This is a genomic window from Bacillus massiliigorillae (assembly GCF_000380245.2).
GTDB lineage: Bacteria > Bacillota > Bacilli > Bacillales > DSM-1321 > Bacillus_AD > Bacillus_AD massiliigorillae.
On sequence record NZ_HG428743.1, the window covers coordinates 288,247 to 309,798 of the forward strand.

Here is a 21,552-nt window from a genome sequence, read left to right on the forward strand (position 1 = left end):
CAGTGATTCTAGTATGTGTTCCTAATAATCTATTGCTAATTTGGAACATAATTTTAAGAAAACAATATTAAACGAAGACTATTACCACCAAGGATTTGTTTCGCTCATTATGGATTCCAACAAGCTTCCTTCCGAAAAAAGAAAAGAAGAAAACAATCTTTCTTTCTAGAAATATTGTTTTCTTCCATTATTTATTTATTCTGTTCTAAAATAATTCTGCCCTCTTCATAATGGCCTTCTTCAAAATTCTCATCATCATATACATATTCAAAATAAGTAAAGCTTCCATCTGGATTACTTCGAATATCTAATACGTCGCCTTTTTGTTTCGTTAATGTAACTGGATATGCCTTATTCGTCTCCAAATTCAATACATATAAATCGCCACCATTTGAAACCGTTCCATATCCATGTCCAATTGTCACAAAGACATGTGTATCATCAATGCCTTCTACTTCCTTCGGTGTATGCTGCGTCCCTCTATCGTACTTATCATTTAACGAATAAGTCACGGTCGTCTTTTCCACATCATCCTTTAAAACAATCGTAGCAATCCCCTCTTCTGTGCCAAACGGGCCTTTTCCATCAACCGTTATTTTTTCTTGACCCGAAATCGAAACCCAATCAGCTGGATCGCTTAACTCATATTGAGGATTGTTTTTCCTATCAAATATATCCAAACCCTCACCAAGATTACTCAAATCTACTGTCGTAAATTTTGTCTCTATCGATTTTAACGACTGAGTATCGACCTTTTCTGTTGTACTATTAATAAGTTCACTATCATGCCCTTCTTCATTCTCACAACCTGAAAACAAATTCACAGTCGCAACAACAAAACTTACTAATAGTGCATTCTTCATGCCCTTCATCTGCCTGTCTCCTCTATCACTATATAATTTTAAAAATATTCTATTTGTTTCGAAAACCTCTCTAAATTATATATGATGTAGGAAAAATATACATGTAATAAATCCAGAGCTGTATATTCTGCATACTTAACGAAAAGAAGAAAACAACGTTTCTTCCTTGAAAGGTTGTTTTCTTAAAAACTTTATTCATATAAACAAATCTACAAATGAATATTTACAAGAATAGTGCAATGATATGTAAACGGACAACCCGTAAAAAATTATTCAAATACCCGTTCCCGTCTTTAACGTTTCAGTCTTATCTGCCTTCGTTTTAAACGCAAAATGATCTTTTTCAATTAAAAGAGAAACAAATAAACTTCCGATGATGGCCCACAAGGGAGCACCAATATTTAAGAAATTCACACCCGACATACCAATAATTAAGGCAAAAAAAGCACCCATTTGAAATTTGCTATCAGAAAAACCTGCTTTTAATGAATTCGTCAGAACACCCAACATAGCTAATCCTGCAATCACCGTAACAATGACACTTGGCATAGCGATAACAAATGGAACAACTACTGCCGCGAATAGACCAAAGACAGAAAAGAAAAATCCATTTACAAATGATGCTGCATATCTATCTTCCTTTTTCCCCACTTCAGTTGCTGAACAAATAGCTGTCATTGGTCCTGCAATATTGATTGCGTGAGCACCAAAGAATGAAGCGACAAGACCAACGATGGAACCGTTAATAGCCATTGCATTATTTGGTGGCTTGTATCCTTGAGCCATCAATACTCCTGTTCCTTGGGCATTTTCCGTACAAATGATAAGAAGCGCAAGTGGGATACCAATAGATACAATCGCATCAAGACTAAATGACGGCATTACTAAGTGAGGAAGAATAAATGAATTATGTACATTCTGCAGTTGGAATGCACCCGTAATAACTGCTAATATAACAGCTACAATTAAAGCCATTAAAACAGGGGGAACTTTTTTTAAGAATCTCGATGATAGTAAAAACACAAGAATAGCTGAACCTGCTAATAATGGTGAAACAGTAACAGATTTAATCATTTCCGTCGAAAAACGAATCATCACACCAACAATCATCCCCATCACAATGGGAAGTGGTATCCATTTCATCGCCTTATCAATTAACCCTGTTGCACCAAGAATAATAACGAGAATATTAGCTACTATATAAGCACCTATTGCTTCATTTAATGAAAAATGAGTTAAGGAACCCGCAACTAGTACAGCTCCAGCAATAGAATGAGCACCTGCAATGGGTTGACGATATTTCAATGACAAGAATATGCCTAGTAAGCCACTAAAAAAATAAACAGCAAAGATCCAGCTTATCGTTTCAGCATACGTCAATCCACCACTTGTAGCACCTCCAATAATAATTAACGCTGGACCTGTACACCCAAAAATAGATGCAACTAAACCAGCGCTAATCGTATTTACATTCAAACTCTGACGTAAGTCTTTAAAATTTGTACGTAAGCGATTTTCTTGCATGACTATTGATGCCTCCTCTTCTATTCATTTATAGAGCTATACTATATCATATATATCTGAATATTCAGATATATTAGTTGAATATATAGAAACTACTCTTAAAATATCTACAGTTCCGTATAAAAAAAAGAACAAATTAAAAACGTAAAGGGATAAGTAGACATCTACGAAAGCAAACATAAAAATAAACAAAACAAGAAAACAACGTTTCTTCCTTGAAAGTTTGATTTCTTTCAAACTTGCCCCTTAAAACAAAAACTATAATTGCATTACCTTCTACTACTATCAGGAAATGTTAGCTACTTAAGAATTGACTATGATTCTCTCCATCTGTTTAATTGTGTACGAGCTCATGTTATAATGAAGCACTTAGGATAATTACGACTTTTACTCATAATTGAACGGACGCCAACAAAAGCCTCCGCCTAGTCATAAAATATAGAGGTGTATAAGAATGAACAAACGATGGACAATTGGTAAGATTAAAGAATTTGTTGAGAAAAATTCGGATAGCAAGCTGCTAACAACGGAATATCATGGCTTTTCTCAAAAGTTACTATTTAAATGTGCATGTGGTAGCAACTTTGAAAAAACATTTACAAAGTTTAAAAATAATAATCAACGTAAATGTGACGTATGCCAACCGCCAAAAGCATCTCGATAAACGTATATTGCAATAAAACGTAAAAGGCTGTTCAAAAAGGATTACAAATCACTTTTTGAACAGCCTTTTTTAAAACTAACAACTGTAGTTTTAAGCTTCTGGATTTAATTCAAATTCAAGATTGATTTTAATATCTTTACCAACTAACACGCCACCTGTTTCAAGTGCTGCGTTCCAAGTTAAACCGAATTCTTCACGGTTGATTTTTGTTTCAGCTTCAAATCCGTAAACTTCAACGCCCCAAGGGTTAGTGCCTTTACCGTTGTAAGTTACTTCAAATGTTACTGGTTTTGTTACATCTTTCACTGTTAAGTTACCAGTCACTTCAAAGTCGCTACCTGCACCTGTAATAGTTGTAGATTGGAATTTGATTTCAGGATACTTTTCTGTATCGAAAAAGTCTGCTGATTTTAAGTGATTATCGCGATCTTCGCTTTTTGTGTTGATACTTGCCACATCGAAAGTGAAAGCGATGTTTGCTGTTGTAAGATCTGCTAAGTTTGTCGCTTCTACTTCTGCGCTATAGCCTTCAAAAGTCCCCTTCACTTTTGATACCATCATGTGTTTTACTTGGAAACCGATGTGTGAATGTGATTGATCTACTACATATTTTGTCATTGAAAATTTCCTCCCATTAGTATATCTCTATTTCGAGATATTATCTTAAAATATAAGACGATAACGGCTAAGAGCACAATTTTTATCGTCGTGTTTGTTTATTGATTATCTGTTTATAACTATAAATCATAAACATCTCGAAGTCAAGATATTCTATTTCGGAATTTATTATTTCTTTTCTTTATATTTATTATTCTAAATTTTATGCATTTAACCCCTCACTATTAGTAGCATTGTATAAAATCAAATCTCTGCATAAGAATAAACAAAAGAAGAAAACAACGTTTCTTTATAGATAAATTGTTTTCTTCTTTATTATATATTTTTCTTTCGATGTTCCTATCCCCAAGATTCATGTCTAACTATTTTCATAAATTCTTATCCGAATCTATATGTTCGATTTGCTGCAAAAACCAAGATTCATTATCCTTCTTTGCATACACAGCAAAATACTCTTTCCCTTCCTCAATCAAGTTCCAAACCATTTCTTCCTGCACAAGAATTTTAAATGCTTCCTCTTTTTGCTGATTATTAAAATCATAGGCAATTATCCAGTACTCCTTATAATCGTCAGAACGACATTTACCAATCACTTCCAATTAGGAATTCACAGTTATAGAATTCCCTCCGCATGATGTCAGTACAGCTAAAAGTGCTAGAAGAAATATACTCAATATCTTCTTCATACCATCCCCACCCTAATAAAGAAGAAAACAACGTTTCTTCCATGAAAAGTTGTTTTCTTTATTTCATTCTAATTCAAATAATACTCTCCATTTTCAAATACAATGTATTGCTTTAGAGTTTCAAAGTTTTCATCAAGATAATTAAGTGAAACGACAATTGGTTCATCGTGTAAAGTTGCCTTTGCTCCCCAAATCGAGAAGTAATGAATACCTTCATTTCCGTCCATTCGTCTGAAATCTAGGTTATATGTATATACTTCACCTTGCACTAGATCTTCCTCTTTAAACACTCTGAAATCTAAGAAGGTTGTACTTTTATATAAGTCCATTTCCGCAGCCATAAACATATGGCGTAATCTTTGATAAGGTTCAAAACGTTGTGTTTCTAAAAATTCCTCTGCTTCTTCATATGACTCTGTTTCAAATACTATGATTGAATCTTCTATAGTCATGTGTATTCCTAACTCCTTTTACTCTTTAATTCATTCTACGAGAATCTTTATTTTAAACTTTAAATAAGAAAATAGAAGCTATTTACAAAATATCTTTATAAATCTTGAAAAGAAAACAACGTTTCTTCCAAAGAAGATAGTTTCTTTTATATCTTCACAATAACTGATCATAATATCAGAAACGTTTATATTATTCAGCTTGCTGGGTACGTAATATAGAGTACAGGAGAAAAGTAATTTTCGAGGTGATGTAAATGACAACCGTTGGATTTTGTCGGGCTTGCGGAAATAATACGTTCACACAAGGAAAGTTAGGAAATGGTTATACCAGCGTTACTCCAGTAGATAAAATGTTTGGCAGTTCTCCATTAATTATTACCTTTTGTAAAGAATGTGGTGAAGTGGCTTCCATCAAAGTGAAAAATCCTAAGAAATTCTGATAGGAATACTAAAGACGATTCTTCATTACGGGGAATCGTTTTTTCTTTCGTCACTAAAAAATAAAAGAAGAAAACAACGTTTATTCCAAAAAAGATTAATTCCTTGATATCTTTTCTTTTGGATCACTGCTGGAAACACCCCCCTCTATTGGATGACTTTTAAAGCTTTAATGATATATTTGACTCATAAAGAAAAACATCTAATACACTAACTTGGAGATAAGCAGATGAAAATTTATAAATATAACGTATCAAAAATTAAAGGATCAGTAGATGCTCAATCATCATTAGAAGAATTAACAAAGCATTTGAATCATTACGGTCAAAAAGGATATAAATTAAGCTCGACAATACCTCAGCTTGTTGACGGTTCTACAGAATCCACATTATTGGTTTTTGAAGCAGAAGATCATACAGAAGAATGTACAATCGGATAACAATAGAAAAGGGATATCCATTCGTAGCTGAATGAATATCCCTTTTCTATTGGCTATATTGATATGAAGAAAACAACGTTTCTTCCAAAGAAGATTACCTCCTTCCTTTCTACCTCCTTCCTTTCTACCTATATTCCTCAAAGCATAGTCTATCCATGTTGAATCCCAGCTTACTCCTATGCGAAAATAAATGAACTTTATCATACAAGTATTTTTTTATAGAAAAAATGAACTTTTTTTCATGTTCAACACTCTTATAGGAGGAGAGGTGAAGGAATGAATGTCGTTCGATTAGTGAAAAAGGCGAAGAAAGGCAACAAAGAAGCCTTACTTCAATTGATTATGGCACAACAAGATGACTATTATCGACTGGCTCTCACCTATATGAAAAGTTCGCATGACGCGATGGATGCTATGGAAGAAATGATTGTAATATTATATGAAAAAATTCATCAACTCAAAAAAGAAGAAGCTTTCTATAGTTGGAGCAAGACGATACTCGTGAATATTTGTAAAACCCTACTGGATAAGCAAAAGAAAATCGTTTTAATCGATGATTGGAATACGGTGAGCGAGCACGAACAGCATCAGCCTTTAACTGCTGATGTTTATATAAAACGTGAGCAGCAAATGGATATGCAGGCACTGCTAGTGCAGTTAAATGAGCAACAAAAGGAAGCTATTCAATTAAAGTATTTTCATGACTTTGATTATCAAACCATCGCAGATGTTACACAGGTTTCGATTGGTACGGTTAAATCAAGAATCTTTCAAGGCTTAAAGAAGCTACGAGCATATTATGGAGGTGAAAACGATGAATAACATCGAGAAACAATTGATGGAAGAGAAGAAACGTCTAGAATCCATAACAGCGCCAGAGGAGTTAGAAATGAGATTACGAAATGCGTTGCACTCTATACCTCCTAAAAGTAAGAAACGGAAAGTACCTCTTTGGTCAGTAGCAGTGGCTAGCATATTCTGTCTCTTCATCTTTAGCTATCATTACAACGCATTGGCCTTTTATAGTAAGAAGCTATTTGGGTTTGATGATTTAATGTCAGGCACTTTACAAGACTTAAACGAGGAGGGAATGGGACAAGTCATCGAGAAAAAGACAAAACTACAAGACAGTACTGATTTTATCCTTAATGGCATAATGACAGATGCGAATCGATTAATCATGTATTACACGTTACGTAATCCAGATGGAATAGATGAACAAACATCTGATTTCTTCATGCTTTCTAATATATCCGGTTTTTTAACCGAATCCAATGCTGAAGGCAGCATCTCCTCAATGAATGAAGAGAAGACAGAAGTAAAAGGGACCATGTCTTTTGAGCCTGTCAATCCGTTCGCGAAACAATTAACGTTACACTTCCGGGAAGTTTCTAAGAATGGGCAAACAAAAGAGGGACAGATGACTTTTCCTTATAATCCAAACAAAGCCATGCAAGCCAAGACAGAACACTCTATAAGAAAAACTGTAAAAGTTGACAAAGGGACTATTACATTCCATTCCATTACAGCTACACCAACTTTAACTGTCATCAAAGGCTCATTAAATGTAAAGAACTTTGACCGAGTAGATTCCGCATTAGATGGGGTTCAACTAATCGCAAATGGAAAACCGATTGAAGTAAAAGGCGGAAGTGTCCAATCAGCACTCATCGGACGAGAGTTTGACATTCGTTATGATGCACTACCAAAACAACTGGATTCACTACAACTCGTTGTAAAAGAGTTTGCCGGATATAAAAAGCTAGATCAAAAACTTTCTCTTACTTCTACTGACAAGAAACCAATATCTCTTGCTAGTAAAGAACTATGGGTTAAAAATGTCGCAACAACCGAAAAGGGAATTGAATTAACAATTTCGACAGAGCAAGATGTGATGCTTGATGGTGTATCTATCTCTGCTCAAAATACAGTGACTCCATTAGAAACAACTGTAAACGAAATCCTGACGACAGAAAATGATGGACGAATATTAAAAGAACGCACCTTGATTTTTGACACAAAAACAATGCCTGAATACGTATTAATTAACGGGATGCACTTTATGAAACCATATAATAGGATTATTGATATACCCGTTGATTAATGAAAAATAAAAGAAGAAAACAACGTTTCTTGGAGGAAACGTTGTTTTCTTTTGTTGATTGCTATGCTGATCTACTTCTGTACTCACTCAAGCGTAGCCCTGAAGTTGCTAAGGACAAAGTGTAGATTCATGATTCGATATATAATATATGCCCATCATGATATTTGAATGAATGCACCCCTTCTTTCTCCATCAAAACAGGTAAGTATTGAGCAACCATTTCCGCAATACCAAGATTATGAGGGTGGAGAATCCAATCAATCGCTTTCCAGTCTAAAATGCCTTCTCTTGTTTTTACGGGCGTATCACCTAATACATCATGTTCTATTTCATACAAATAGACATATATGCCATCTTTTTCTCCATTTGAAGTGTCCCAGGTAACAATACCTTTCGAAAAAAAGTGCTCTACTTGTATTCCTGTTTCCTCAAACACTTCACGCAGTGCACCTTCATCAGGTGATTCACCTTGCTCGATTTTGCCACCTACTCCATTCCAAACACCCATAATGGGTGTCTTCTCTCGATTAAGCATGAGTATATGATTATTTTTTTTCACGAAACAAACCGTATATTTGAACATCTGCTGAACTAGCACCTCTTTTGTATAGTTTGTCTTTTATTATATTTTATCATCTTCTTTACCCACTTCTACATTAGAATTTATTGCACTTCATCTGAAAGGAGCAGAGAGGTTATCATACGAAGAAAACAACGTTTATTCCTTAGAAGATTAGTTGTTTCCATTCTTGTTCTACTTCTTACAGAATAATTACTAGAAAGATAAGAACCTTTGCATACAAAACCGAATATTGGGTAGTTAATTAGAATGAAATAGTAATTTAAGATTGAAATTACTCTATAATAGAAAAGGAATGTTTCTAAACATTCCTAGGAAGAGGAGGAATCAGGTGAATTTTCGAAAGTTCAATAAACGTAAAAATTTTATTTTTTGGACGGTCCTTATATTACTTCTATTATCGATATTTTATGCCATTTATATGTTAGTTACTGCACCATCAGGAGTAGCACAAAATGAATATGATCGAGTAAAAAGTGACTATGTATTAATGATTTTACAATGTGTAACAGGCTGTATTGTCATTTTTCTTCCGTCAAAGGTGGAAAAACGGTTTCGAATTGATATTCCAGATATCATGGAAATCATGTATTTTCTTTTCTTATTTTGTGCCATTTACCTTGGCGAAGTGAGAAATTTTTATTACAAGGTTCCTTATTGGGATTTAATTCTCCATTGCTTTAGTGCTGCAATGCTGGGAGCGTTAGGCTTCTTGATTGTTCAATTTTTTAATAACACAGAGAAGCTAAACATCCGATTAAGCCCTTTCTTCGTGGCACTATTTGCCTTTTGTTTTGCGGTCACATGCGGAACAGTTTGGGAAATCTATGAATTTCTAGCTGATGGCGTGTTAGGAACAAACATGCAAAAGTTTATCACTGCCGATGGAATCGTCTTAACAGGACATGAAGCCGTTTCGGATACGATGGAGGACATCATTGTTGATGCGTTAGGAGCATTAGTCGTAACCGTCATCGGTTATCTCAACATAAGTAAACACCAAAAACGAGATCTTCAACTGCTAGAATCCATCAAGCGAAATGAACAAGTCAAATAATGCATAACTTCTGTTCCTAACTATCTAGAAAAAGGGGAGGATAAGGCACTATGCATCTAGGCGATTACGTACTGCAATTTCTCCTATACGGTATTCCAGCCATCATTTTTGTTTTCGTTCTGTTAATACAAAAAAGAAAGCATTGAAAAAAGAAACGAAAAATAAAAAGAAAACAACGTTTCTTCGTTGAAAGGTTGTTTTCTTTCTTAATTTATCCTTTTCATGCGAGTCATTGTAGAAATTAATTAAAGAGGGTATAAATGAATACTAAACTTTTGTTCTATAAGAAATTTGAAGGAAAAGTAACTTCGCCTGATTATGTGAATTGGGCAATCCACATGCTAGAAAAAAATATGTCCACACCATCGCTCACAATTCTTGCTTCTCTTAACGAACCACTCAATATTTTTGAAGTAGAATCATATTATTCAAGGGCAAAAAAAGAATTACAACTGCAGGAGCCCACCAAGGAAGAGTGTGTACTCTACTATATATACGTCCTCTTAAGGAAAATTGTGTATAGCGATGAGGATGTTCTCGATGTGGCTTATGATGTATACAAGGTTGTCCGTGAGCATGTTATACATGAAGATTTCTTAACTATCGATGAAGTCGATGAGTTTTTCATCTGGTATGATATTAGTGAAAAAATTGATGACTTCCGATATGGCGATAACTTGACCATTTTCACAAGAAACTACTTAACGACATTAATTGTGATGGAAGCGAATAAGCAATTACAAAATCATTTATTTGATGGAATAGAAGATTAATAGAAAAAAGAAAACAACGTTTCTAGGAAGGTTGTTTTCTTTTTTTTACTAATCTACTTATTTAGCAAGACAAAAAGAGAGATTAATTGAATCATGCACTTCACTTCTATTATTATACATATATGAATAATTTTAGTTTAATAGAGAAGTAAAATAGTAAGTAGGGGGGCATAATGAAAAAATATCTTTTAATAAGTTTAATCGCGATACTCGGAATTTCTTTAGCTGGCTGTCAGCAGCCTGAATCCAAAACAGATGATAGTAAAACAAAAAAGGTTGTAGATGGCTTTATTGAACCAGCACCATCTGATTGGTTGAACTATTCAAGTTCTGTCATAAGGTATATGTATTACCGCACACAGGCTACCGTACATAACGATATTACAATTCTATGGAAACAGTATCCTGAATTAATGGAGAATATAGATTTAAAGAATGGGATTAACGTAGAAAAGGATGAGGTTGAAAGATTGAATCAACATTTTACATTGATTGACGCAAACTTCAGTATGGAAAGTCATGATCAATTAAAAGTAAAAACTCTAAATGATGATGAGGTCATTGTGCGTATTCATGGTGGCATTAGTTACTTGCGAAAAGACTTTGGTGAATCTGGTGGAGAACTTTTAATGGAACTTTACCTACAAAAAAAAGGTGACCAATGGACGGTAATCAAAACAGATGAATATACTGAAGCCGAATACAAGGAATGGTTAAAGCAACAAGCGAAGTAATAGAACCAAAAAGAAGAAAACAACGTTTCTTCATAGAAAGGTTATTTTCTTCTTTGATTCTAATCAACCGTTCTATCTACTGCTAAATAAGGTTCAACTAATAATCGGATTCTTACTGGTGCTTGATCTCCCACTTACTCGTCTACGTGTCTCCACTGCCTTGTTTAAGTGGGAGTCTTAGCACCAGTTTGAACGGGATAAAGGTTATGAGGTTCTTCCTTTGATGCACTGTATGCCACTACTTATAATTCCAACCAAGCCAAGAATAGCTAAGACGTAAGATAATGTTATAGACTGTGTTACCCCTGTTATAATTCCTTTTAATCCAATTCCACAAATAGCTAGACAACCTATCACAAATAATAATGAGCGAATATTGAACATCATAAAAAAACCCTCTTTAAATTTAAGAATATCCTATTTATAATATTAACGTATTCTGGAAGATTTATACTAGAGTAAGACAATTTTATAGAACTATTTTTAGTAAGGAATTAGTCTCTCCCCAAAAATACATAACTATTTAGGCTGGGGGAGAGAAGGGGAGTTCATAGATTTTTATTGAGTGAAAAAACTATTGAAACGATGATAAAGAATAGAAGAGAAGCAGAAAAGAATAAAACAACGTTCCTAGAAAAGTTGTTTTATTCTTTTCTTTATTGATTGTATAGGCTTCAGTGATTACTTAGTTGCATATGAAAAGGAGCTGCAATCACAGCTCCTTCTCACATTTATTTTTCTGTAACATCTTTCTTATTTTTGAGTTCGAAATATTTATCCATTACTTTTTTTGCAATATCCATATTCATGCTATGACCTGTTGCACCTTGATAAGCCCAAGGAACAACAACAGAAATAGCAACTTCTGGGTTATCTGCTGGCGCATAACCTACCGTAGTTAAATTCATAGTTTGAAGTGCTCCATATTTTTTCTTCTCTGGTCCATCATAGAATGATTGTGCTGTACCTGTCTTACCTGCCATGTTATATTTTGCTCCACCGAACTTACTATAGCCGGTTCCTCCTGGTGATTGCATAACTTGTTTAAATCCGGTTTGAACACGTTCAATCCATTCCTGTTTCATAGGTATTCGATTTAATACAACTGGATCAATTTCTTGGAAAACAGGTCCTAATTCTTTACTATTCTTACTAGGGTCATGAATAGATTTTACAATATGAGGTTGGATTCGATTTCCTCCATTTGCAATCGTAGAAACATATTGTACTAATTGCAGAGGTGTATACGTATCAAACTGACCAATTGCTAAATCTAGCAATTTACCTGGAATTCTATCTGGACCCGGAAATCCTTTTGATTCATTTGGCAAATCTATTCCGGTACGAATTCCTAACCCAAATTGATTATAATATTTGCGCATTGTATCAAATGCTTGTGTATCTATACTTAATGGACGTCCATAGACATAATGACCTTTTCCGATATCCATAGCAATTTTAAACATATAAACGTTAGATGATTGTTTTAACGCTGTTAAATCACTAATCGCCCCCATGTTTTTCCATGATTTTTTAGTAAGATCTCCAATTTTTACAGGGCTATCTACTTTCACTTCTCCTGGTTTCAAAACACCTGTTTGATAGCCAGTTAAAACTGTGGCACCTTTTACAACAGATCCCATTGTATAAGAAGAAGTGATATTTCCTAAAGCATAATCCTGTAATTCGGTTTTACCTGTTTCTTTATCTTTAACAAATTGTTTACCAGACATAGCTAATATTTCGCCAGTTTTTGGATTCATCATTACAACAAAGGCTCTATCTAAAAGATATGTACCACCATACGATTTTTTCGCTCTAAGTTCTTCTTCAATAATTTGATCAATAGCCAATTGTAAATCCATATCAACTGTTAATACTAAATCTTTTCCTCTATTTCCTTCTGAAATCTGTGTAGATTCGACAACACTGCCGCCCTTGTCAGTTATATTCTTCACTTTTGTTTTTTGTCCTTGCAGAACATCTTCATATTGGGCTTCTATATAACTCGTACCCACTCGATCATTACGGCTATAATCTCTAGCTAAATAGTAATCAAGGCTTTCTAATGGTAGACCCTGATCGGATTTTGATACATTACCAATAACGGTTTTTAATGTTTTATCAAAAGGATATGTACGATCCCAATCCGTTGTTACATCCACTCCTGGTAAAGATTCTAAGTTTTCACTCACTTCGGCAACTTCTCTATCGGTAACCTCTTCAACCACTTGCAGAGTTCCATTCTTCATTCTTGTTGTTTTCGTCTTAATAATCTGAGGCGTTAAAGCTTTTGCACTATTCATTTCTCTGAAGATAGCTAAAACTTTTAATTCATCTTTCGATATAGACGCAAGATCTTTCTCTGTAATTCGCTCTATTTGACGTTTATAAACTTCCTTATTATCTATTTTTTCTTCAGCCAAAAGCTTATTATCTTCTTTTGTTATTTTCTTCTTAGCTTTTTTAGGATTCACTAAAATCCAGTAATCCTTCATATCACGCTCTGTTACTTTGTTTGTAGATTTATCTATCAGCGTTGCCAGCTTTTGAGCCACTTCTAATATTTCATCTGTCGTTGTATTTTGAGTGCGTGTATATGTAATCGCATTTAAAGCTACATTATCGACCATCACTTGTCCATTTCGATCATACATAATTCCACGAGGAACAGAATTATTGATCATAATATCTTCTGTTCGTTCAACTTCACGTCGATAATCATCCCCATAAATAATTTGTACGATTCCTAAACGGAGAACGAGGGCGACAAACAACAAAAAAATAGCAAAAAAGAGGATGTTTAGTCTCAAAGGGATGTGCGATTTTTTCTTTTCTTTTATTTCTTTAAATTTCTTCACTTTCTTCATATCCTTTATACAATAAGTAGAATTATAGGCTTAATATTAATGTGTATCTCCTTTCTGAATCTAGCATTCGATTTGACGATGGTCGAATAGAAATAGTTTCAGTTTTCGAAAATAAACAAAAATATTTTTCATTTTCTAAACGTAGCATTATCCGTCTTTTATTAAAAGTAATTAGGCTTATTGCTGAAATGAACGCGCTGACCAATGGTTGGTATTCAAATCAAATGTAAATACTGATTTTGAATACTTGGAGTGCTGAAGAATTAATGGAATAAAACAAGAAAACAACGTTTCTTCCATGAAAGGTTGTTTTCTTCAATGATAATCCTCTTATATCTACTTTTTATATAAAAGCCCTCAACATAAACTTCTGGTGAGAGAAGAGATGTTTTTAGGTATCTCTAGCTCCTGCATAACCCAATTCCATAGAAATACGCATAGCCATTTTCTCTGTTTTTTCTTTTACTACTTCCATAAACTGATCATCAATTCTTAATTCTGGACCACTGACATTTAAGGCGGCTACTACTTCTTTTTTATGATTATAGATTGGATACGAAATACCGATGGTCTCTCTGTCTTGTTCTCCTCTACTTAGTGCATAGCCTAATTCTCTAATTTTTAGAATTTCTTCTTGTAAAACTGCCTCATTATCAATCGTTTGTTCCGTTAACTTTTTAAAAGTCATTTTTTTAATCAGTGCTTGTCTTTCCGGTTCTGGTAAATATGCAAGTAGTAGTTTTGGCCCTGACCCTATGTATAGCTCAGAGCGTTTGCCAACTCGTGTGTATAAACGAATCGCATGGTTCGTTTCAACCTTTTCGATATATACAGCCTCATCTTTGTCTAATATAACTAAGTGAACCACTTCATTAATATCAGCACACAATTGTCTCATGAAAGGTAATGCTACATCTCGAAGCTCGAACTGATCAGCAACAAGACTACCTAAATCAAGCAATTTTAAGCCTAATCGATAACGTACATCTTGATTATTATGTTTCACTTTTGTTAGGAAACCACATTCCTCTAATGAGGAAAGCAAACGATGAGCTGTTGGTTTAGTAAGATTGGACTTTTCAGCTAACTCCCCAAGCGTTAATTCTTTTTGATCTTTTGAAAAATAATCTAATAATGCTAGTGCTTTAACTACACTTTGATTCATGTATTTCCCCCATTTCCAACGTCTTTCAAATAGTCCCTATACCCTCTGATAAAACTATACCACCCAACAAACTGAATGTTCTGAAAATTTATTGCTCTTCTGTTTTTTATATGTTACCATCATAATATCATAAAATGAAATAACGTTTCAATAATTGAAACAAGATAAGGAGCGATTGATATTGAGTAAATTAGGTGGGCATTTAATAGTAGAAGCTTTAGAGAAGGCAAAGATTGACAAAGTATTTTGCGTTCCTGGTGAAAGTTATCTTAGTGTTTTAGATGGTCTTTATAATCACGAAAATATTGAACTCATTTCGACTCGTCATGAGGGTGGTGCTGCATTTATGGCTGAGGCCTACGCGAAAGCATCTGGAAAAGTGGGCGTTTGTATGGCGACTCGTGGTGTAGGAGCTGCAAATCTTTCAATTGGGCTTCATACCGCGATGCAAGATTCAACACCAGTTGTTGCTTTTCTCGGACAGGTAGAACGTGATTACATCGGGAAAGAAGCTTTTCAAGAAGTAGATTTAGCTGCATTTTTTGGTCATATTTGCAAATGGACTGTGGAAATTCAAGATGCCAAACGGATTCCTGAAATAGTTAATCGTGCCTTTCATATGGCTACATCAGGTAGACCTGGTCCAGTCGTAGTATCCTTACCTCATGATATGTTAGAAGACATCGTTCAAAATCCTCAAGATCAATACCACAACACACAACCAACTACACCTGAAGCTAACAAAAAACATATTAATGAAGTGCTACAAAAGATTACAAAAGCGAAAAAACCAATCATTATAGCAGGTGGAGGAGTGACTGCCTCTGACTCCACTCCTTTATTAGTCGAAGTAGCTGAGAAGCTAGCTTTACCTGTTGCTACAGCTTTTCGAAGATTTGATGCTTTTCCAAATGAACATCCTTCCTATGCTGGGTGGCTAGGGTTTGGTTCAAACAAAGATTTATTAGATTATATTTATGATGCAGATTTAGTCATAGCGATTGGCACAAGATTTTCCCAAGTTACGACGCAAGATTATTCACTCTTAAAGCCTGGAGTTGATTTAATACATATTGATATTTCTCAAGAAATAATTGGAAAAGTGTATACAGCGTCACTTGCTATCGTTTCAGACGTACATTCATTTCTTCAAAACCTAAACGAAAGCATTTCTATAGATCAAACGAATTCTAATCGTATGAAACTTGTCAATCAGCTTCATAGCAGTTATATGGCATTTTCTACCCCTCAAAAAGCATATTCAGAAGAATATGTGGATTTAGATGGAATGCTTCATGATTTCGTTTCTCACACCCCGAAGAATGCCATTATTACAAGTGATGCAGGAAACTTTTTTGGATGGCTTTCTAAATACTATCGATTTGAGCAGCCGAAGACTTATATCGGTCCAACATCTGGTGCCATGGGATACGGTTTACCAGCCGCACTAGGGGCAAAGCTTGCACACCCTAATCAACCTGTCATTTCTTTTTCCGGGGACGGTGGATTTATGATGACTATGCAAGAACTGGCAACATCGATTCACTACAATATCCCTGTTATAGCGATTGTGGTTAATAATAATTTATACGGAACCATTCGTGCTCACCAAGAAAAGCACTTTCCAGATCGCGTAGTAGGAACTGAATTATCCAACCCTAACTTCTCAAAGCTCGCTGAAATCTTTGGATGTAATGGTGAAAGAGTAACAAAAAATGATGAGTTTATTCCTGCCTTACAACGAGCAATTGCATCCAATAAAACAACACTGATTGAAGTGCTATCAAATCCAGATATTCTTTCCGTAAACCAAGCAAAAGTACAACAAACAAATGCTTAATAATGCAATAATGAAGCCTTTCTAACACTTTAACGAAAGGCTTCTCTTTACTTTTACTACCAATATGGAAGGAGAGAATACGAATGATCTTTCATTCAAAGCGAATTTCCCAAATACCCCCTTATGTTTTTTCTAGTATTAATAAAAAGAAAGCTGAACTGAAAAAGAAAGGAATAGATGTTATTGATCTTGGCATTGGAGATCCTGATTTTTCAACACCATTGCATATTGTCAATAAACTAAAAGAAGAGTTGGATAACCCAGCTAATATGAAATATCCTAGCTATAATGGAATACCCGAATTACGAATAGCTATTTCTGAATTTTATAGGCGTCAATACGGAGTTGAGCTTGATGCAGAAACAGAAGTACTAATATTAATTGGCTCGAAAGAGGGGCTTGCCCATTTAATTCCGGCTATGATTGATCCAGGAGAAGTCGTATTAACACCAGATCCTGGTTATGGTGTCTACCGTACAGCCATTCAGCTAGCAAACGGTGTGCCCTTTACTATGCCTTTAAAAAAAGAACTCGATTTTAAGCCTGAGTTAAATGCTATTCCTACTACTGTCCTTGAACTAGCTAAGTTAATGCTCCTTAACTATCCTGGCAATCCTACAGCAGCAACCGTTGATATAGCGTTTTTTCAAAAAGTAGTCCAGTTCGCAAAGAAGTATCAGATTCCTGTCGCACATGACTTTGCTTACAATATGATTACATTTGATAACTACGAAGCTCCTAGTATTCTGCAAGCAGAAGGAGCGAAAGATATCGCCGTTGAATTCGGTTCTTTCTCCAAAACCTATAATATGACTGGTTGGAGAATTGGCTATGTTGTAGGAAATCGTTCTATGATTAAAGCATTAGCCGTTGTAAAAAACAATACTGATACAGGACAATTTATCCCCATACAAAAAGCTGCTGCATTTGCTTTAGCAAGCGAGCAAAGCTTTATTTCTCAAAACAATGCCATATATAAAGAGCGCATGATGAAAGTGATTGAACTGCTAAATGATATTGGAATCCATGCTCATGTTCCACGTGGAAGTTTCTTCATATGGGCTGAGGTGCCTCAAGGGTTTACTTCTTTTGAATTCGCAGAAACATTGCTCCAAGAGGTTGGGGTTGTCGTCACACCTGGTACTGCCTTTGGTGAAGGAGGGGAAGGGTATTTCCGCATTTCTCTTTCCGTTTCAATCGAAAGATTAGTAGAAGCAGGGGAACGATTGAAAAGTTATTATCGAACTCTTAGTCAATAGGGCATTCTTTCACACTATTAAAAGATCAATCTCCTTCAAACGCGAGATTGATCTTTTTTTATTATGATAAGAAATTATTATTCCGTCATACTTTCATTCGCAATTTCATTCGCATTGAATGCTGTCAATTCATGTTTCTTTTCTGACTGATCAACAACTGCAGCACCGACAATATCACCTGTCACATTACAAGTTGTGAATATCATATCGGTGATGACGTTTACCCCAGCTGTCAGTCCGACAATTTCAATCGGGAGACCTGCTTGCGTAAATACAATAGACATACCAATTAATCCAGCTCCAGGGACTCCAGCTGTGCCAATGGCAGCTAATGTTCCTGCTAAAATAATACCAACTATGGCACCAATACTTAATTCATATCCCATAATATTTGCGGCAAAAACAACTCCAACACCAAAATGAATTGCAGAACCGTTCATATTTACTGTAGCACCTACTGGTAAGCAAAAATTAGCTACTTTATCACTAATACCAGCTTTTTTTGCACTCTTTAGTGTAACTGGGAGTGTCGCTAGACTACTAGATGTAACGAAAGCTGTAATAATCGCTTCACGTGTATTCTTAAAGAATTTAATAACAGGAACTTTAAACAAGAGGAGTATAATCGGGAAGATGATAAATATTTGCACACCAACACCTACATAAGAAGCAATGACATATTTACTAAGGGCAATTAACGTATCAAAACCTTGATTACCAATTGTTGTCGCAGTAATCCCTAACACACCAATTGGTGCATATTGTAAGATTCCACTCAGAATACGGAAAGTAACTTCACTTCCTGCCTCCGCAAATTTCAATAAAAGATTGCCCCATTCTTTCATTTGAGTTTCAGCTGAATGTCTCATAAAAGAGATGGCAAAGCCAACAATAACAGCTAAAAAAACTATACTTAATATATCGCCATTCGCAAGCGCAGAAAAAACGTTAGTAGGTATAACTTGTAGTAATACATCTATTAGAGAGGGCGCTTCGGGTACCTCCATATTCGTACCATTAGGCATCTTTAACCCCGTGCCGGGATTAATGAATTCAGCAATTCCAATACCTAAAATAACTGCCAAAGCCGTTGTAATAATGAAGTATGGAAATATCTTTCCTCCTATACGACCTAATTCCTTTGGGTTGGTATTGTTAATAGACACGATTACTGTAAGTAAAATAAGTGGAACAACTGCCATTTTGAGAAGTTTTAAGAAAATAGTACCTAACGGCTCCAATACATGTGCTGATGGACCAAAAATCAGACCTATACATATTCCTAGTAAGAAACCTACCGAAATCTTTAAAATAAATGATTTTTCTCGATACCATCTCCATGCTCCATACATCCACATTCCTCCTATAATTATGTATTTTCCAAACCAAATCATGCTTCAGAAATACTTACTCCTTCCTTTTCGTTTCAATAATTGAAATATCATTTCAATTATTACGAAGCTTAATAGAAGTATAAGTTAATCTACTATTATTTTCAATAGTCTAAATAATCTGATAATAATAAAGTTTTCTCATGGTTCCGGAGTATATATAGGTTAAAGGTCTCTCTTAGGATAGGAATTAATGACGAGTTGCCGCCAAGAGATGCGTGTCTGCTTCCTAGAACTCTATTAAAACAATATTGGTTCTACAATCTAAATAGCCCTAATTCATAGAATTAGGGCTATTCTTTCATCTATTTATTTGTATACTGTATCAAGCTTGGGGTTTGGGAAAACTCAGGATGTATTTGTTCAAGAGCATGTGCCACATTTAATATTCTTCCTTCTTTAAAGGCGGGTCCAACAATTTGCATACCCACAGGAAGATTATTAACAAATCCACATGGTACCGTAACTGCTGGTAATCCTGTTAAATTAAATGGACCTGTAAACCGAATAATTTGATCTAAGAAACTAACTTCCGTTCCATTTAGAGACACCATATCTTGGCCTATTTTTGGTGGTAAAACTGGATGTGTAGGAGTAATTAGCACATCTACTTTCGTAAACAAATCTTTAAATTCACGATTCAATTGCAAACGTATTTGCTGTGCCTGTAAATAATCAACTGCCGAAGGAATCTCACCCAGTTTTAATAAGAAACGAACATCATCTCCGAAATCTTCTTCTCTTTTAATCAAATTATCATGATGTATCGCACTGGCTTCCGTTATGATAGTAATCATTTCGGCATATTCAACATAAGAAAGTGTCGGTAATTTCACCACTTCAATAGTGGCTCCGTATTTTTCTAATGACGAAATCGCATTCCTCACTGTTTTCTCTATAGGTGCATCAACGTTATTAAAAAAGTACTCTTCATTAATGCCAATTTTTAGCCCTTTAATTGAACCTGTTAATTCATTCGAATAAGAAGGAATAGCCCTATTTACTGACGTAGGATCTTTGGCGTCATATCCTGAAATGGCTTCTAATATATACGCTGCATCTTTCGCACTCTTCGCCATAGGACCAATGTGATCTAAAGACCACCCTAAGGGAAAAGCTCCATATTTACTTACTAATCCGTGTGTTGGTTTTAAACCTGTAATACCGCAAAATGAGGAAGGTATGCGAATAGATCCACCTGTATCAGTACCCAAAGCAGCAATTGTCATATGCGATGCTGTTGAGACACCTGAACCACCACTTGAGCCACCCGAAATTCTTTCCAAATCCCATGGATTACGACATGGTCCAAAATGAGGATTATTATTCGTTGCCCCCCAAGCATACTCATGTAAATTTAATTTCCCTGTAAAAATAGTACCTGCTTCTTTTAATTTAGTAACAACTGTAGCATTATCTTTTGAAACAAACTCTTTATGAATCTTTGATCCCATCGTTGTAACTTCATTAGCAAAATAAATATTATCTTTAATAGCCATAGGAATGCCATGTAAAGGCCCACGGTAATTCCCCGATAATACTTCTTTCTCAGCTACTTCAGCTTGTTCCAAAGCTTTATCTACGGTGACATTAATATACGCATTTAATTTATTATTTAATGTTTCAATCTGATCAATGACAGCTCTTGTCACTTCTACTGGTGAAACTTCTTTATTTTTAATAAGAGGAGCTAACTCTGAAATCGTGCTCTCATTCCATTTTTTATTCATCATGAGCACCTCCCAGAGTGTGAGTCATAGCAATATCATAGTCGTTCAATTCTACACTCCTAAAATCATTCTTTAATAATTGAATTGACTCCCACTGTTGTGTCAATGCTTGTAACTCTTCTGCAGATGTTCTAATACTCTTCGCCGATAAAATCTTTTCAATAGTATTTCCCACTGCACTACCTCCTTTTTTACTAATTTTAACGGATTTCAATAATTTTCCAAACTATTAATTTAGTTGTTAAAAAACTCTTAAAAAGGTTAATACAGAGTAAGGAAGTTTCTATTAATTCATATAAAATCTCCTAAATTAATATATCTTGTTCCTATAATAAGTAAATGATTACAAGAGTTGATCTTCACTT

General features: G+C 34.9%; 21 protein-coding genes. 10 read left to right on the top strand and 11 right to left on the bottom strand.

What is annotated here, in order from left to right; genetic code table 11:
- Positions 1 to 191: 191 nt before the first annotated feature.
- Positions 192 to 872 (bottom strand): DUF4652 domain-containing protein, encoded by a 681-nt coding sequence (locus tag TX86_RS20110; protein ID WP_042351628.1) that lies wholly within the window; start codon positions 870 to 872, stop codon positions 192 to 194.
- Between the two features lie 264 nt (positions 873 to 1,136).
- Positions 1,137 to 2,387 carry a benzoate/H(+) symporter BenE family transporter gene (locus tag TX86_RS20115; protein ID WP_042351630.1) on the bottom strand — a complete coding sequence of 417 codons (1,251 nt, stop codon included), beginning with the start codon at positions 2,385 to 2,387 and terminating at the stop codon, positions 1,137 to 1,139.
- Positions 2,388 to 2,841: 454 nt separating this feature from the next.
- Here TX86_RS20115 and TX86_RS20120 point away from each other — a divergent pair, with 454 nt between their 5' ends.
- The gene (locus TX86_RS20120) at positions 2,842 to 3,051 is read left to right on the top strand and encodes a hypothetical protein (RefSeq protein WP_042351631.1); all 210 of its coding nucleotides are present in this window, start codon (positions 2,842 to 2,844) and stop codon (positions 3,049 to 3,051) included.
- 90 nt (positions 3,052 to 3,141) lie between these two features.
- Here the strand turns inward: TX86_RS20120 and TX86_RS20125 are convergent, their stop codons facing one another.
- The 3 genes from TX86_RS20125 to TX86_RS20135 form a co-directional block, all read right to left on the bottom strand.
- Positions 3,142 to 3,669 (bottom strand): YceI family protein, encoded by a 528-nt coding sequence (locus TX86_RS20125; RefSeq protein ID WP_042351632.1) that lies wholly within the window; start codon positions 3,667 to 3,669, stop codon positions 3,142 to 3,144.
- Between the two features lie 368 nt (positions 3,670 to 4,037).
- Positions 4,038 to 4,268 (bottom strand): hypothetical protein, encoded by a 231-nt coding sequence (locus tag TX86_RS20130; RefSeq protein ID WP_042351634.1) that lies wholly within the window; start codon positions 4,266 to 4,268, stop codon positions 4,038 to 4,040.
- A gap of 155 nt (positions 4,269 to 4,423) precedes the next feature.
- Positions 4,424 to 4,807, bottom strand: a complete 384-nt coding sequence (locus TX86_RS20135) for a hypothetical protein (protein ID WP_042351635.1) — start codon at positions 4,805 to 4,807, stop codon at positions 4,424 to 4,426.
- Between the two features lie 254 nt (positions 4,808 to 5,061).
- On the opposite strand from TX86_RS20135, the gene TX86_RS20140 reads away from it, so the two are divergent.
- The 4 genes from TX86_RS20140 to TX86_RS20155 all read left to right on the top strand — a co-directional run bounded on the left by TX86_RS20140 (position 5,062) and on the right by TX86_RS20155 (position 7,788).
- Positions 5,062 to 5,247, top strand: a complete 186-nt coding sequence (locus TX86_RS20140) for a hypothetical protein (protein WP_042351636.1) — start codon at positions 5,062 to 5,064, stop codon at positions 5,245 to 5,247.
- Positions 5,248 to 5,474: 227 nt separating this feature from the next.
- A complete protein-coding gene (locus TX86_RS20145; RefSeq protein WP_042351637.1) occupies positions 5,475 to 5,684 on the top strand; it encodes a DUF4177 domain-containing protein in 210 nt (69 codons plus the stop codon).
- Between the two features lie 276 nt (positions 5,685 to 5,960).
- Positions 5,961 to 6,506, top strand: a complete 546-nt coding sequence (locus TX86_RS20150; protein WP_042351639.1) for a sigma-70 family RNA polymerase sigma factor — start codon at positions 5,961 to 5,963, stop codon at positions 6,504 to 6,506.
- Positions 6,499 to 7,788 (top strand): DUF4179 domain-containing protein, encoded by a 1,290-nt coding sequence (locus TX86_RS20155; RefSeq protein ID WP_042351641.1) that lies wholly within the window; start codon positions 6,499 to 6,501, stop codon positions 7,786 to 7,788. Before TX86_RS20150 ends, TX86_RS20155 begins: the two co-directional genes overlap by 8 nt.
- A gap of 127 nt (positions 7,789 to 7,915) precedes the next feature.
- Here the strand turns inward: TX86_RS20155 and TX86_RS20160 are convergent, their stop codons facing one another.
- Complete coding sequence (locus tag TX86_RS20160) at positions 7,916 to 8,371, bottom strand: NUDIX hydrolase (protein WP_081707776.1); 456 nt, start codon at positions 8,369 to 8,371, stop codon at positions 7,916 to 7,918.
- 328 nt (positions 8,372 to 8,699) lie between these two features.
- Between TX86_RS20160 and TX86_RS20165 the strand changes: the two genes are divergently transcribed.
- The 3 genes from TX86_RS20165 (at position 8,700) to TX86_RS20175 (ending at position 10,932) form a co-directional block, all read left to right on the top strand.
- The gene (locus TX86_RS20165; protein ID WP_154663183.1) at positions 8,700 to 9,425 is read left to right on the top strand and encodes a DUF2238 domain-containing protein; all 726 of its coding nucleotides are present in this window, start codon (positions 8,700 to 8,702) and stop codon (positions 9,423 to 9,425) included.
- Positions 9,426 to 9,685: 260 nt separating this feature from the next.
- Positions 9,686 to 10,198: a hypothetical protein gene (locus TX86_RS25935; protein WP_052343794.1), complete on the top strand. Its 513-nt coding sequence runs from the start codon at positions 9,686 to 9,688 to the stop codon at positions 10,196 to 10,198.
- Between the two features lie 173 nt (positions 10,199 to 10,371).
- On the top strand, positions 10,372 to 10,932 hold the full coding sequence (locus tag TX86_RS20175) for a hypothetical protein (protein WP_042351643.1): 561 nt from the start codon (positions 10,372 to 10,374) through the stop codon (positions 10,930 to 10,932).
- 731 nt (positions 10,933 to 11,663) lie between these two features.
- Here the strand turns inward: TX86_RS20175 and TX86_RS20185 are convergent.
- Both TX86_RS20185 and TX86_RS20190 read right to left on the bottom strand, forming a co-directional pair.
- Complete coding sequence (locus TX86_RS20185; protein WP_042351645.1) at positions 11,664 to 13,802, bottom strand: peptidoglycan D,D-transpeptidase FtsI family protein; 2,139 nt, start codon at positions 13,800 to 13,802, stop codon at positions 11,664 to 11,666.
- A gap of 391 nt (positions 13,803 to 14,193) precedes the next feature.
- Complete coding sequence (locus tag TX86_RS20190; RefSeq protein ID WP_042351647.1) at positions 14,194 to 14,967, bottom strand: IclR family transcriptional regulator; 774 nt, start codon at positions 14,965 to 14,967, stop codon at positions 14,194 to 14,196.
- 181 nt (positions 14,968 to 15,148) lie between these two features.
- Between TX86_RS20190 and TX86_RS20195 the strand changes: the two genes are divergently transcribed.
- Both TX86_RS20195 and TX86_RS20200 read left to right on the top strand, forming a co-directional pair.
- A complete protein-coding gene (locus TX86_RS20195; RefSeq protein ID WP_052343796.1) occupies positions 15,149 to 16,807 on the top strand; it encodes a thiamine pyrophosphate-dependent enzyme in 1,659 nt (552 codons plus the stop codon).
- A gap of 83 nt (positions 16,808 to 16,890) precedes the next feature.
- Entirely contained in the window at positions 16,891 to 18,066 is a 1,176-nt protein-coding gene (locus TX86_RS20200; RefSeq protein WP_042351649.1) for an LL-diaminopimelate aminotransferase, read from the top strand.
- A gap of 77 nt (positions 18,067 to 18,143) precedes the next feature.
- Here the strand turns inward: TX86_RS20200 and TX86_RS20205 are convergent, their stop codons facing one another.
- From TX86_RS20205 to TX86_RS20215, 3 genes are all read right to left on the bottom strand, one after another.
- Positions 18,144 to 19,418 carry a dicarboxylate/amino acid:cation symporter gene (locus tag TX86_RS20205; protein WP_195892932.1) on the bottom strand — a complete coding sequence of 425 codons (1,275 nt, stop codon included), beginning with the start codon at positions 19,416 to 19,418 and terminating at the stop codon, positions 18,144 to 18,146.
- A gap of 344 nt (positions 19,419 to 19,762) precedes the next feature.
- Positions 19,763 to 21,187: an Asp-tRNA(Asn)/Glu-tRNA(Gln) amidotransferase GatCAB subunit A gene (locus TX86_RS20210; protein ID WP_042351651.1), complete on the bottom strand. Its 1,425-nt coding sequence runs from the start codon at positions 21,185 to 21,187 to the stop codon at positions 19,763 to 19,765.
- Entirely contained in the window at positions 21,180 to 21,362 is a 183-nt protein-coding gene (locus TX86_RS20215) for a hypothetical protein (protein ID WP_042351653.1), read from the bottom strand. The genes TX86_RS20210 and TX86_RS20215 overlap by 8 nt, the downstream gene beginning before the upstream one ends.
- Positions 21,363 to 21,552 lie beyond the last annotated feature (190 nt).

Bases quoted from the DNA above. Each gene is read 5' to 3' on its own strand.
- TX86_RS20115 (WP_042351630.1), bottom strand. From the start codon at position 2,387: ATGCAAGAAAATCGCTTACGTACAAATTTTAAAGACTTACGTCAGAGT.
- TX86_RS20185 (WP_042351645.1), bottom strand. From the start codon at position 13,802: ATGAAGAAAGTGAAGAAATTTAAAGAAATAAAAGAAAAGAAAAAATCG.
- TX86_RS20210 (WP_042351651.1), bottom strand. From the start codon at position 21,187: ATGAATAAAAAATGGAATGAGAGCACGATTTCAGAGTTAGCTCCTCTT.
- TX86_RS20150 (WP_042351639.1), top strand. From the start codon at position 5,961: ATGAATGTCGTTCGATTAGTGAAAAAGGCGAAGAAAGGCAACAAAGAA.
- TX86_RS20200 (WP_042351649.1), top strand. From the start codon at position 16,891: ATGATCTTTCATTCAAAGCGAATTTCCCAAATACCCCCTTATGTTTTT.
- TX86_RS20175 (WP_042351643.1), top strand. From the start codon at position 10,372: ATGAAAAAATATCTTTTAATAAGTTTAATCGCGATACTCGGAATTTCT.
- TX86_RS20135 (WP_042351635.1), bottom strand. From the start codon at position 4,807: ATGACTATAGAAGATTCAATCATAGTATTTGAAACAGAGTCATATGAA.
- TX86_RS20160 (WP_081707776.1), bottom strand. From the start codon at position 8,371: ATGTTCAAATATACGGTTTGTTTCGTGAAAAAAAATAATCATATACTC.
- TX86_RS20155 (WP_042351641.1), top strand. From the start codon at position 6,499: ATGAATAACATCGAGAAACAATTGATGGAAGAGAAGAAACGTCTAGAA.
- TX86_RS20145 (WP_042351637.1), top strand. From the start codon at position 5,475: ATGAAAATTTATAAATATAACGTATCAAAAATTAAAGGATCAGTAGAT.
- TX86_RS20110 (WP_042351628.1), bottom strand. From the start codon at position 872: ATGAAGGGCATGAAGAATGCACTATTAGTAAGTTTTGTTGTTGCGACT.
- TX86_RS20140 (WP_042351636.1), top strand. From the start codon at position 5,062: ATGACAACCGTTGGATTTTGTCGGGCTTGCGGAAATAATACGTTCACA.
- TX86_RS25935 (WP_052343794.1), top strand. From the start codon at position 9,686: ATGAATACTAAACTTTTGTTCTATAAGAAATTTGAAGGAAAAGTAACT.
- TX86_RS20190 (WP_042351647.1), bottom strand. From the start codon at position 14,967: ATGAATCAAAGTGTAGTTAAAGCACTAGCATTATTAGATTATTTTTCA.
- TX86_RS20125 (WP_042351632.1), bottom strand. From the start codon at position 3,669: ATGACAAAATATGTAGTAGATCAATCACATTCACACATCGGTTTCCAA.
- TX86_RS20205 (WP_195892932.1), bottom strand. From the start codon at position 19,418: ATGTATGGAGCATGGAGATGGTATCGAGAAAAATCATTTATTTTAAAG.
- TX86_RS20120 (WP_042351631.1), top strand. From the start codon at position 2,842: ATGAACAAACGATGGACAATTGGTAAGATTAAAGAATTTGTTGAGAAA.